The 12,347-nt window shown below is 62.6% G+C and carries 10 protein-coding genes; 4 read left to right on the top strand and 6 right to left on the bottom strand.

Annotated features, from left to right (window positions below; genetic code table 11):
* Positions 1-893: 893 nt before the first annotated feature.
* Entirely contained in the window at positions 894-3,095 is a 2,202-nt protein-coding gene (locus H7A19_10860; protein ID MCP5475324.1) for a M3 family metallopeptidase, read from the bottom strand.
* A 269-nt stretch (positions 3,096-3,364) separates the two neighbouring features.
* Here H7A19_10860 and H7A19_10855 point away from each other — a divergent pair, with 269 nt between their 5' ends.
* Entirely contained in the window at positions 3,365-3,970 is a 606-nt protein-coding gene (locus H7A19_10855; protein MCP5475323.1) for a sterol desaturase family protein, read from the top strand.
* Here H7A19_10855 and H7A19_10850 read toward each other — a convergent pair.
* Both H7A19_10850 and H7A19_10845 read right to left on the bottom strand, forming a co-directional pair.
* Positions 3,967-5,718: a hypothetical protein gene (locus H7A19_10850; GenBank protein ID MCP5475322.1), complete on the bottom strand. Its 1,752-nt coding sequence runs from the start codon at positions 5,716-5,718 to the stop codon at positions 3,967-3,969. The genes H7A19_10855 and H7A19_10850 overlap by 4 nt on opposite strands.
* 60 nt (positions 5,719-5,778) lie before the next feature.
* The gene (locus H7A19_10845) at positions 5,779-6,930 is read right to left on the bottom strand and encodes an AraC family transcriptional regulator (protein MCP5475321.1); all 1,152 of its coding nucleotides are present in this window, start codon (positions 6,928-6,930) and stop codon (positions 5,779-5,781) included.
* Positions 6,931-7,025: 95 nt separating this feature from the next.
* On the opposite strand from H7A19_10845, the gene H7A19_10840 reads away from it, so the two are divergent.
* Positions 7,026-7,358, top strand: a complete 333-nt coding sequence (locus H7A19_10840) for a hypothetical protein (protein MCP5475320.1) — start codon at positions 7,026-7,028, stop codon at positions 7,356-7,358.
* Between the two features lie 476 nt (positions 7,359-7,834).
* Here the strand turns inward: H7A19_10840 and H7A19_10835 are convergent, their stop codons facing one another.
* Positions 7,835-8,050 carry a hypothetical protein gene (locus H7A19_10835; protein MCP5475319.1) on the bottom strand — a complete coding sequence of 72 codons (216 nt, stop codon included), beginning with the start codon at positions 8,048-8,050 and terminating at the stop codon, positions 7,835-7,837.
* A 34-nt stretch (positions 8,051-8,084) separates the two neighbouring features.
* Positions 8,085-9,254 (bottom strand): hypothetical protein, encoded by a 1,170-nt coding sequence (locus tag H7A19_10830; protein MCP5475318.1) that lies wholly within the window; start codon positions 9,252-9,254, stop codon positions 8,085-8,087.
* Between the two features lie 276 nt (positions 9,255-9,530).
* Between H7A19_10830 and H7A19_10825 the strand changes: the two genes are divergently transcribed.
* Positions 9,531-10,652 (top strand): asparaginase, encoded by a 1,122-nt coding sequence (locus tag H7A19_10825; GenBank protein ID MCP5475317.1) that lies wholly within the window; start codon positions 9,531-9,533, stop codon positions 10,650-10,652.
* Between the two features lie 38 nt (positions 10,653-10,690).
* Here the strand turns inward: H7A19_10825 and H7A19_10820 are convergent, their stop codons facing one another.
* On the bottom strand, positions 10,691-12,103 hold the full coding sequence (locus H7A19_10820) for an amidohydrolase (protein MCP5475316.1): 1,413 nt from the start codon (positions 12,101-12,103) through the stop codon (positions 10,691-10,693).
* On the opposite strand from H7A19_10820, the gene H7A19_10815 reads away from it, so the two are divergent.
* Complete coding sequence (locus H7A19_10815) at positions 12,102-12,263, top strand: rubredoxin (protein ID MCP5475315.1); 162 nt, start codon at positions 12,102-12,104, stop codon at positions 12,261-12,263. The genes H7A19_10820 and H7A19_10815 overlap by 2 nt on opposite strands.
* Positions 12,264-12,347: the final 84 nt, after the last annotated feature.

The raw sequence follows: 12,347 nt of genomic DNA, 5'->3' as shown, positions 1-12,347 counted from the left end.
GAAGCGCTACCTCGGCCTCGGCCCGTGCCAGATGCTGCAGCAAGCGGGTGGCGGCCTGCGCCACGTCGCTCACCGACTGCAGGCCGGACCAGGATGCGGGGTCAAGATCCTCCACCGGATTGGCGGCGGTCTGGGTCCAGCTCTGGACCTCGTCCTTGCCCGCCTTGAGCTGCAGTGCAGCTTCATCAAGGAAGGCGTTGATGTCCTTGAGGCTGGCATCGGCGGCGACCAGATCCTGGCGCAGGCGTTCGGCCTCATGGTTTCGGGTCTGCGCCGACAGCGACTCAAGGGTCGCTGCCATGGTGTCGGTGTCTGCCGCCGCGGTCGGCGCCGGCAGGCGCTCGACGGTGTCGCGCAGCAGATCCCGTTCGGCCCGCAGCAAACGCCGTTTCTCGACCACGTTCAACGCCCGCGACACACGGGTCGGCAAGCCGGGGAGCTCGCCGACCGCGAAATCACGCGGCGCTACCGCCAGCTCCTCCTTGAGCGCATCCAGTGCCAGACCCAATTCCTTGAGGTCGGCCGGGTCGGCATCGACATAGCGCTCCAACAACTGCGCGCGCAGCTTGTCGACCTCCGCTGGGGTTTCCGGCTTGCCGCTGGGCTCGGATGCGGCGGCCTCGGTGGTCGGCACGGCTTCCGCGACCTGGGCCAGCGCCGGCCAGGCCAGCACCAGGACCATACACAGCCAGATACTGCGGAGCAGCCGGTGGCCAGCAGGGGCAGGGGTGTTGGACAGACTTGGCGTCATGCAGCCAGCTTAGCCCAAGTGGGCGCTGCTTGCCCGTCAGTGGAAGCGGACCCTGTCCGTGATGGCCATGGACAATCTGCGGTTCCCGATCGCGGCTGAAGCCGCTCCCACCGTCGTGGGCGTCGAACCTGCCCGCGGCAAACTACCGCTCGGTCATCGCGCCGGCGTCATCGGGCCCGACATCATCGGTCGGGAAATCCCGATCGCGCAGCAGGGCGTCGATGGTGGCGTCGCGGCCACGGAACTGGCGGTAGGCCTCGGCAGGATCGATGGTGTTGCGGGCGGCGAACAGGTACTTGACCATCTTCTGCGCCAGATCCTTGTCGTAATAGCCGCCCGGCGCTTGCGCGAAGGCTTCGGCGGCATCGGCGGTCAGCACCTCGGCCCAGAGATAGCCGTAATAGCCGGCGGCATAGCCTTCGCTGGCAAAGACATGGCCGAAGTGCGGGGTGCGGTGACGCATCACCAGTTCCTTGGGCATGCCCATGGCGCTGAGCGTGTCGCGCTCGAAGGCATCGGGGTCGATGCCGGTGGGATCCACCATGTGCAGTCTCAGGTCGATCAGCGCGCTGGCCAGATACTCGATGGTGCTGAAGCCGCTGTTGAAACTGGCCGACTGCTTGAGCTTGTCGATCAGCTCGGCGGGCATCGGCTCGCCGGTTTCGACGTGGCGGAAGAACTGGTTGACCACCGGCTCGGTGAACAGCCAACGTTCCAGCAGTTGCGACTGGAACTCGGTGTAGTCGCGCACGCCCCAGTTCTGGCTGGGATAGTCCACCTGAGCCGAGAGCGCGTGCAGGGCGTGGCCGAACTCGTGGAAGAAGGTGGTGGCGTCATCCCAGGACACCAGCACCGGCTCGCCTGGGGCCGGCTTGATGAAATTGGAGTTGTTGCTGGACAGCACGCTGGGCTCGCCGTGCAGGCGGTCGTAGCTGCGATAGCTGGACGCCCAGGCGCCCGAGCGCTTGCCCGGCCGCGCGTAGGGATCGAGATACCACAGTCCCACCAGCGAGCCATCGCTGCGGCGCTTGACCTCCCAGACCTTCACGTCGGGGTGGTAGACCGGTACCTTGCCTTCCGGCAGTGGCGCGAAATCGAAGTCGAAGAGTTCGCCGGCCACGTAGAACATCGCCAGCGTCAGCTGATCCAGATTCAGGTACTTCTTGACCGCTTCGCTGTCGTAGTCATAACGCGCGGTGCGCACCTTTTCGGCATAGAAGCGATAATCCCAGGGCTCGATGGTGATGCCGGCGCCCTCGGCGTCGGCGATCTTCTGCATGTCGGCCACTTCTTCCTGCACCCGCGACACCGCCGCCGGCCACACCGCCTCCATCAGCGCGAAGGCGCGTTCCGGCGTCTTCGCCATCCGGTCCTGCAAACGCCACTGGGCATAGTTGTCAAAACCGAGCAGGCTTGAACGCTCATGGCGCAGCTGCAGGATCTGGCTGATCAGGGCGTTGTTGTCGCGCTCATCACCGTTGTCGCCACGGCTGTAGTAGTGGCGCCAGACTTGCTCGCGCAGACCGCGTTCGGTGGAATAGGTGAGGAAGGGATCCATCGACGAGCGCGTGTTCAACACCGCGTACTTGCCTGGCTGACCCTTGCCTTCCGCCAGCGCGGCGGCTGCCTTGGTGAAGGACTCGGGCAGCCCTCCCAGTTGCGATTCGTCCAGGTAGGTGACGTAGCCTTCCTCGTCGGCCAGCACGTTGTTGGAGAACTGGGTCGACAGCGCCGCCAGTTCCTTGTTGATTGCGGCGTAGCGTTCGCGGGCCTGGCCGGTCAGCTGCGCGCCATTGCTGCGGAAGAAGTCATAGCTGACCTGTACCAGGCGCTGCTGATCCGGGCGCAGCGTGGCCAATTCTGATCCATTGTGCACCGCTTCGATGCGTTTGAAGAGCTTCTCGTTCTGGACGATGCGCGATTGATAGTCGGCGAACATGGCGGTCAGTTCACCCTGAATGGCGCGGAATTCGGGCGTCGACACATTGCCCGCGAGGATGCCGAAGAACACCTGCGCCCGCGAAATCTGGTCGCCGGAGCGTTCCATCGCCACCAGCGTGTTCTCGAAGGTCGGCGGCTCGCTCTGATTGGCGATGGCCTCCAGTTCTGCCAGATGTGAGGCGATGGCACTCTCCAGCGCCGGCTTCAGATCAGCCACCTGCATCTGATCGAAGGGCGGCACACCGCCGTAATCGCCGCTCCACTCGGCCAGCAGAGGATTGTCGCTGGCCGGCTTGGGTGCTGCTGTGCTGACCGCCGCCGGTGCCGGCGCTTCTGATTTCTCACCGCATCCGGCGAGCACACCAAAAGCCAGGATAGCGGCTGTCATTGCCGTTTTTCGCATCGTTTGCCCCTCCAATCAAATCTCTGTCCAGCCAGACATGGTGGCCGGATGAATGTCAAAAGCGGGCGATGACCTTAGCGGTGACAGGCTGGAAGGCAAGGGTCAGAGGTCATGCCTCAGCGCCTGGTGCCCAGCCGCGTGATGGCGGCGAGGCTGAACGCCAGTTATGCGGTGGGTTCGCAAACACCTTGAAGCTTGCTTACCTGCACTAGTCATCTGGGTGCAACATTGCGGCCTCCGCGGCTTTGCCGCAGTCAGGCGTTGAGCGAATGTCGTCTCCAGGGATACGCGTGGCTTGGGCCGACGCAGTACTCGACAGCTTCGAGAGGATGGCGGTCACCCGCTGGAACCAGCGGGCAGCATTGGTGGCTGACATCAGCATGTGCCTGGTCTTTGTCGGCCTGGCGCTGGTGCGTCGCGACGCCCATCTGCTGGTCGCCGTGCCGACTTGGATCGCCGGCCTGCTGACTTTCAGCCTGGTTGAATACGGCTTCCATCGCTGGCTGTTTCATGGCCCCGAACACGCGATGGAACGCGGGCACCGCCGCCATCACCAGGATCCCGCGGCCATCGCTTCGCTGCCGTTCTTCTTGCCGCCAGTGTTTCTGTTGGTACTCGCGGCCTTGTTCACTGAAGTGATGCCGTTGACCCATGCCTGGCTGTTCACCGGGGGGATTGCTGCCGGCTATCTCGCCTATGGCCAATGCCACGACTGGATGCACCGGACCCGGTTTCAGCACCCGATTGCCCGTCGGTGGGCCGCCCACCATCACATTCACCATCATCACCCCGACCACAACTTCGGAGTGACCTCGCCGCTGTGGGATCTGGTGTTCGGCACCTATTACGTGTCGAAGGCTGTGCGCAGGCGTTAGTCCGTCAGGATGTTTGCCTGGCCTGCTTGCCAATCGCTCAGTGCTGCTTCCAGTACTGGATCATGATTGTCGCGATAGTCGGAGAATTGCGGCTTCGCGCTCAGATCGGGCGCAAGGGCATGCCGATAGTCGTCGGAAAAGGAACGCACGAACAATCGACTGGCGGCGAGCACCACCTGGCCGGTGTTCGGCAACAGAATCATGTTGTCCTCGCCCAGATGCGTGGGGCCGGCGCCGGAGGGTTCGCCGACGAAAATTGGCGACAACTGGCGCTCGAGATCGCCGATGAACAAAGCCGCCGCCGAGAAGGTACGTCCACCGATGAGCACATACAGCCGACCCCGCTGATGCAATGCCGGCGTGGCGATCAGCGCCTGCAGCAGAGGCTCAAGGAGTTCGCCGTTGCCACCGCGATTGTGGCGCAGGTCGACCACCAGGCCGGCGGTATCGTCAGCCCTCAGGGCCGTTTGCAGACGCGCGGCGAAGGCCTGCAGACTTTCGTGCTCATCATTGCGCACCGCGTTGAACTGGAAATAGATCAGGCGCAGATCGGGCAGAGACTCAAACCAGTAGTTTTCCGTGCTGCGCGCCAGCCACATCGGTACTGGCTGTTTGCTTGCTGCGCGTGCTCGGATCCAGTCTGCCGGACCTTCCGGGTTGTCGATCTGTGCCTGCAGTGCGGCCATCGTCAGCTGCGGCGCGGCGATACGCTTGTCATGGGTCTTGCCCTTGGCGTCGACCAGTTGCAGATCCAGGAATTCGCGATGGTCCAGCAATCCCTGAAACTTGAGCAGCTCGGGTATGGCCAGAAACACCGGCGAGAACTGCCGCAAAGCGGAGTCATTCTCGTGCGGCACCAGGGATTCCAGCGCTGCCAATGCGGCTTCGGGCGTGGCCTTGCCGAGCTTGAGCACGCGCTGTCCGACCAGGCCGGCGTGCTCCTTCGGCGCGGCTTGTACGTAAAGCCCGTCGGCAAACCACGCCAGTTTGATGGGTGCCAGATGAAAGGCGTCCGGGCCTTGAAAGGGCGGTATCAACAGGGTGTGGCCCGATTGGCCAAGTCGCACCCAACGCATCAGGCGCACCGAGCGCTCCCAGTTCTGCAGTCTGGGCAGATCAGCCCGCAGCTGCTTCAGTTCGGCGCGCCATGCTTTTTCGTCGACCTGTCCAAACAGATCCCAATGGGTCTCCGGCAGGCGTCGTTCCAGAAAATCCAGATCGGTGCGCCAACGGCTGATCTCATCGGCATCGTCTGCCAGTTTCGGAAACAGCCGCGCGCGCCAGCGGTCATCGCTCAGCAAGGTGGCCAGGGCGGGATCTTCCTGCAGCGCCTGTTCGGCGTTGGTCAGATGATGTGCGCGCGCCTGCTCAAACAAGTCGACCGCCCGTTCCGCATGACCGCGGCTGGCCTCCAGACTGGACAATCGCAGTAGCGTGCGTGCCGCGAGATAACCACAATCCAGGGCATGCTGATAGCTCGTCGCGGCGGCGTCCAGTCGCCCCAGCGCCTGTTCTGCCCGAGCGAGGCGATACCAGTATTCACCCTTGCCGGGGCTCTGCCGACTCAGGTTTCGGTAGATGCGCGCATATTCGGCCCAGTCATTGCTGGCAAAGGCGGCATCAGCCTTGGCGATCCGTTTGGCAATCGGGATCTGAGTCGACGCGGGCGCGTCTGCGGCGAGGGTCAGTGGCGGGCCGGCGCAGAAACCCAGAAACGCGACGAGCAGCGACAGGAACGAGGAATTCATCAAGGGCTCCGACGGTGGTGAAGGAGGCCCAGACTGGCACCTCACCCCCTGTATGGCGCCTCAGTTTGCGATCTGAGCCTTGCTGCGCGCACGAAACTCACTCGGCGAGACCCCGGTTTCGGCGCGGAAGGCCCGATTGAACGAGGCCTTGCTGTTGAAGCCTGCTGCCAGCCCCACTGCCAGCACCGAATCGGCGTCGGCGCCTGCCAGAGCCTGCATCGCATCCTCGACCCGCAGCTGATTAAGCCAGGCCTGTACGTTGCGGCCCGATCCGGCGTTGATCGCATACGACAGATAGTGCACCGGCAGCTGCAGAGCCGCCGCCAGATTGTCGATCTTCAGACCCGGCTCGCGAAACAGTCGGCGAGTACGGACCTCTGCACATACGTGTCGGTAGAGCTTGGCCGTGCTGTCTTCGTCGAGCAGGCGGTCGCGCGCCGGTGCCGGCCCGGCCTCATCGACGGCGGCTTCGAAAGGGGTCGCCTCAGTTTCGGCGACAGGCGCCAGCGACAGTGCAAAGTCACGCCAATGGGCGACGGCGATCAGGCTCGCCGCATAGATGAACAGGCTGAAGCCCACCGCCGCGAGCACATCCGAGGGTATCTGCAGGTCGCCGACCAGGTGCTCGGATATAAAAGTGCCGAGCAGTGCCAACAGAAACATGAGGAACACATCGTTGACGATGGCAAATCGACGGGTCAGCGGGTTGTCGACAAATCCGGGCTGGCGACGCAAGCGCCAGCGAATGGCGATCACATAGGACAGCAGTGATGCCGCCTTGGCCAGGCCGAACAGACTCGATTCGAGGGGAATCGAATGGGTGCCGAGGACAAAGGCAATCTTGTCTGCACCTGATTGCAGCAAGAACGGCAGGAAATAGGCGAATGCCATCGCCGCCGGCAGATAGTGCAGCGCGTCGGTGGTGCGCCCGCGCGGTCGGCTCAGACTGACGACAAACAGCCATAACCCCGGGCCGAACAGAAACGGCATCCAGACCGTGGCCCGCAGCACATGGGGATACGCGCGCCAGGCGTCGGCGTAGATCACCCATTGTTCCAGCATGACCGCCATGAACGCGGCGAGGGCCAGCAGCAGATGGCTGTAGCCGAAACGATTGCGGTCGCGCAAACGCCACAGCTGAAGCGCCAGAAACAGCCCCTGAGCCAGACCCAGGGCAAACAGGGCATGGATGGCGATGCTGAGGGCGGGCATTTTGCGCGATCTTTGGATAGTGTGAGGATGCTAGCCGCAAATGCGGCCCCGGCAGCCGGGATATCAGAGCCCGATTCAGCGAGCAGTTTCGGGCCATGCTGTCCACGGTGGACGCGCTGCTCAGCCCGGCGGCGGGCGCGCCATTCACGGTGGCGCCGGGTTTGCAGTACGGCTCCATGACCGAGTGGAACCAGGCCAGCAGAGCCAGAAGCCAGGCGCAGGGCCTGACCAAGCCCTACACCGCATTCACCTTTCCCGCTGACCTCGCCGGCATCCCCGCGCTCGCTCTGCCTTGCGGCATTTCCGAGCAGGGCTTGCTCTACACGATGCAACTGGCCGGTAGTCCGTTAACTGAAGCCCTGCTGTGTCGCATCGGCTACGCCTACGAGCAGAGCACGCCCTGGCATGGACACCACCCACCCGTCTGACGATCGAATCTGAGCCGGATTCCGGCCTGCGCGGTGAGCCTGCGCCTGGTTAGCCCGCATTTCTCACACCTGCGCGAGCAGATGCCCCCAATCTTCTAGTGAAAAAAGGGGATTCCGAGGCACGCAGCAGTCACAGAGTGTTTGGCTGCATCTGCCCGCTTTGCGGCCCTCGCTGGTTCTTTGCGACTATCGCTGCGTTGCTCCTCCTCGCCATGGAATCACCATTCCTCGTCGTCGCGCCTTGCGCTAGTCGCAAAGCCCTGCGCGATCTTCCGCAACAGGTGTGAGACATGCGGGCTAGCCTCGATCTCGAGGAGCGGCGGAGTCCGGTCGCTCTTGCCGGCACGCCCTTCCAGCCAGTAGCCCGGGCAAGCGCAGCGCACCCGGGATGACCCGCACCATAAGCCCCGGGTGCGCTGCGCTTGCCCGGGCTACGCTGGCTGTCAATGCTCCTGAGGGCTGCCAGTGGGCGCGGATCAGGACCGCGGCTTGCGCTCCTCGGGCAACATCAGGCGCTCGGAATCGGCTGGCTGCCAATCGGCCGGCGGCTCGGTGGGTGCGCCGAGGAACTTCAGTCGTTCCATCCACGCTTCATATTCGCCCGACTGCTCGATCACCCGCAGAAACTCCGACAGCGGATAGCTGTACTTTAGGGCCAGAGTCTGCCCGCGAAGACTCGCAACGCGGCTCACAGAACTTGTTCAGAGGATCCCTCGAGGCTCCCCCTCAGTCATTTTGACTTGCAATCGTGGTCCGGTCCACCTTCAGGTGATTCGCCAAAGCCTTTCCCACGACCTCGTGCCCTGCTGCCGACCAATGGATGTCTATTGAGAAATAGTGCTCCGGCTTCAACACGGATGACGGGTCAAAATAGTCGATACCACTATTTTCCAAAGCCGCTCGGGTCATTTTCAGTAAGTTATTTCCATTCCTCAATGCCGCTACGGATGGCAGTAGCTCCGGATTCAGGTGAGCAGTGGCTTTGTTGTCACAGAAATAAAAATCCTGCGGAACGATCAAAACCGTCAATTGCCCTCCGCGAGCTTCCACTATCTTTTTTATTTCCCTCAACGCGACCAGGGCCCGATTATTGGTCAGGTCTTCCTCGCCTTTCTCCAGGCTGATCCGATTGAGTCGATTGGTCTCGAGGGCCTTTTCTGCAAACAAGTTGGCGCGCCAGGAGCTATTGTTCAGGCGCAATGCCAACAGCTTCACAAAGTAGCTGTATTCAATGAGCGGGTGTATCGGGAAACGGTAGCTGTCCGGCCGATTTCTCAAATACCCTTCCTCAGACACGACCCGATAAGGTGTTTCCAGTGTCAAGGCCTCCCGATCGTATATGGTTTCGGCCAGGTCGCTGTCCAGGTCATTCCCCAGGTAGAGCCCGACAATGACTTTTTCTGGTTTTAATGTGGGGCTTTTCCGCAGGAAGTACTCATAATGCTCTGGCTGCCAGCCATTTGGGTAAGAAAAATTCACTGCTTTCTTGTTCAAAAAAGCAGCCTCCCGGGAAAATACGTGGCTATAGCGCTGATCGTTTTCGACACCATGTCCGAAGGTAAAGGAATCGCCCAAAAAAGCGATATCCACTGCGGCGTCGACCACTTCGAAAGACTCCCGCAGTCCGCGCCCATTGGTCTTTAGTTTGACTGAAAAATCATTGTAATGCCAATCTACTTCCGAATTTTCCTTGACCGGCATGACCCAGGCTGCCCCCGCATTCCTGATCACGCCATCCCTGGTCATCCTCTTGAAAATCCGTAGATTGGCTACATTGTAAATCTGCTCCTGATAGTAATGCTGGAAAAGAAAAAAGGAACAGATCTCCAGCAGGAGAACAGTGGTCAGGCCGATGATGATGTAGGACTTCAGTTTTGCCCAGGCCCAGTTTTTCATTGTTGTTCTGCTTCTGATGCGATGGTGCTGAATGCCCCGGCCGACCGGGGGCTGTTATGGGTTGCGCGCCAATTCGTGAGGCAATTTCCGGGCACGCTCGGTCGCGCCTGGCCATGCTATCAAGGGATCGGGGGAACAAATTCCGCATCGGCATGGTGAAACAAGATCGTCTGTCGTTCCGTTTCGCGTGTCCGGTGCCTGCTTCACCAGGGCTTTGGGCGGCGCGGAACCAGCAGCGTATCCTGCCGCTTCCGTTCTCATCGCAAGGCGCCGCCAGTGAACCCTCTGACTGTCTTGCTGCTGCTTGCCGGAATGCTCAGTTGCGCGCCAGCGCTGGCGGCAACGCCAGACACGGATGTCGAGACCAGGCCCCTCCCCGCGGTGCTGGTCATCGCCACCGGGGGCACGATCGCGGGGGTTCAGAACGTGGACGATGATCCAGACCACTATCGGGCCGGGAGTCTGACCGCCGAACAGATTGTCGAATCGGTGCCGGAACTCAACCGCTACGCACGGATTGAGTCGATGCAGTTTTCCAATGTGCCGAGTGCGCAGATCACGCCAAAAATGTGGATCGAACTCTCGCGTCTGATCGAGACAGCACTGAACGAGCGGAAAGACCTCGCCGGTATGGTGGTAACGCACGGCACCGACCGCCTCGAAGAGACCGCTTTCTTCCTCTACCTCACCGTACGTTCGGACAAACCCGTGGTGCTGGTCGGCGCGCAGCGACCCGCCACTGGGACCAGTCCGGACGGGCCGCGCAATCTCATCGACGCGGTACGCACCGCGGCATCTCCTCAGGCCATCGGCAAAGGGGTCACGGTTGCGATGGACGGTCGCATTCTGTCCGCCCGGGAAGTCCGCAAGATTTACCAGCGGGTCGGTGGCTTCACCACGGGCGACATGGGCATGCTCGGCGTGGTGAGCCATGCCGGCGCCGAGTTCTTTTTCTCGCCGACACGACTGCACGGGAGCAGCAGCGAATTCGACCTGGCCCATGTAGAGGCTCTGCCCGCGGTTGACTTGCTATTCAGCTACACCGGCGGAACCGGCCCGCATTACGACAGAGCGCCTGCTGGAGTCGTTGTCGCCAACACCAACTTCAACTGCGAGGAACAGGTGGCCTTTCTGGAATTGGCGCGCGCTGGGACAATCGTCGTCTCTGCATTCCCCAGCGGTGACAACGTAGGGCGTCGATGGCTGCCTGAGGAGACGGTGCCCGATGAGGAGACTGAGCATTGTGAGAGCGTCGACAAAGCGGTCTGGAAAGGCCCTTGGATTCCGCCCATCTATGCCCCGCATCTGACGCCGCAGAAAGCGCGCATTCTGCTGATGCTGGCCCTCAGTCGCACTCACGACGACCTCGAGATCCGGCAGATCTTCGAGCGCTATTGAGTCTGTCTGGCGGACCGCTGAAAGGCCGGCCCATGTCCTCAATCTGATCCGTGGGCCGCGTCTGGATAAGTCTTCATTGGCGGCGCAGCCAGGAAATCCACCACCAGACCGGCCATGGCGCGCATGCCCACAGGGATCGCTCCGTCGTCGGCGCGGAAGGTGGGCGTGTGCAGATTGCCGTTGACGGTGCCGGGCTTGGTGGGACCGAGTCGGAAGTAGAAACCGGGCACGCGCTCGGAGAAGAAGGCGAAGTCCTCGGCGCCCATCACCGGCCGCATGGGTTGCACCTTGTCTTCGCCGAGGCGCGCTTTCAGGCGCTCGCCGGCCCAGGCGCTGAGGGTAGCGTCATTGACCAGCGGCGGATTCTCGCGCTGGTATTCGAACTCGACCGTGGCGCCGCCGGCCTGGGCGACGCCGCTGAGGATCTCGCCCATGCGCTTCTCGACCAGGTCCTGCACGGCGCGCTCGTAGGTACGCACGGTACCACGCAGTTCCACCTCGGAGGGAATGATGTTCTCGCGCTGACCGCCGCGGATGATCCCGACGGTAAGCACGGCGGCCTCGGTGGGATCGACGTTGCGTGAGCGGATGGTCTGCAGCGAGAGCACCGCCTCGGCGGCGATCACCACCGGGTCAATCGCCAGTTGCGGCCAGGCGCCGTGCGCCTGCTTGCCGTGAATCACGGCGCGCCAGGTGTCGCTGGCCGCCTGTACCGGCCCGCTTGCGTAGGCCACCGTGCCCACTTCGAATTCCGGGAACACGTGCAAGCCAAAAATGGCAGCCGGCTTGAACTCGTCGAACACGCCTTCCTTCAACATCAGCGCGGCGCCGCCTTCCTCGCCGGCCGGCGGGCCTTCTTCGGCCGGCTGGAACAGCAGCAATACGGTGCCAGCCAGTTCCTCGCGCATGCCGGCGAGCACGCTGGCCAGACCCAGCTGCACGGCCGTGTGGACATCATGGCCACAGGCATGGGCGACGCCGACCTCCTGGCCGTCGTAAGTCGTGCGTTGGGTGCTGGCGAAGGGCAGGTCGGTGTCCTCGACCACCGGCAGCGCGTCCATGTCCGCGCGCACGGCGATGGTCGGCCCCGGTTTGCCGCCGCGCAATACGCCGATCACGCCGGTATGGGCGACGCCGGTACGCACCTCAAAGCCCAGCGATTGCAGGTGCGCGACCACCAGCTTTGCGGTCTCGAACTCGCGATTGCCGAGTTCCGGATACTGGTGGATCTGGTGGCGCAACTCGATGGCGCGCGGCGCCAGTTGCGTCACCAGGCTATCCAGATCCGCGGCCGATGCGAGGACAGGTAACAGCAGGCTGGCGGTGAATCCGGCGATCAGGCAGCGGCGCATGTGAGGTCCATCCAGTGGCGGTCGCACAGCGTAGACCGCGGCACTCAGCGCTGCAATCGGATCCACGGAGCAGCCCGAGGCCTCCGCCGGAAAGGACATGCGCAGATACCGTTGTACGGTCTCCGCCCATATCTACGACCCGGCTGAAGGCGATCCGGCGTCTGGTGTAGCCGCAGGCACGGCGTTTGCTGACCTTCCTGCGGACTGGGTTTGCCCCGATTGCGGAGCATCCAGGTCTGATTCTGAACCGATGGACTGAAGCGAGCTCAGCTCGGGAAGCAGCACTGGTGCGTGTCTTGGTGCATCCAGGGGACCTTTGGCGCGATCCTTCCTTGGTGCCGTA

The sequence above is a fragment of the Rhodanobacteraceae bacterium genome, from assembly GCA_024234055.1.
Lineage (GTDB): Bacteria > Pseudomonadota > Gammaproteobacteria > Xanthomonadales > SZUA-5 > JADKFD01.
The sequence above is the reverse complement of the archived record's forward strand: the minus strand, read 5'-3'. Positions and strand labels throughout refer to the sequence as shown.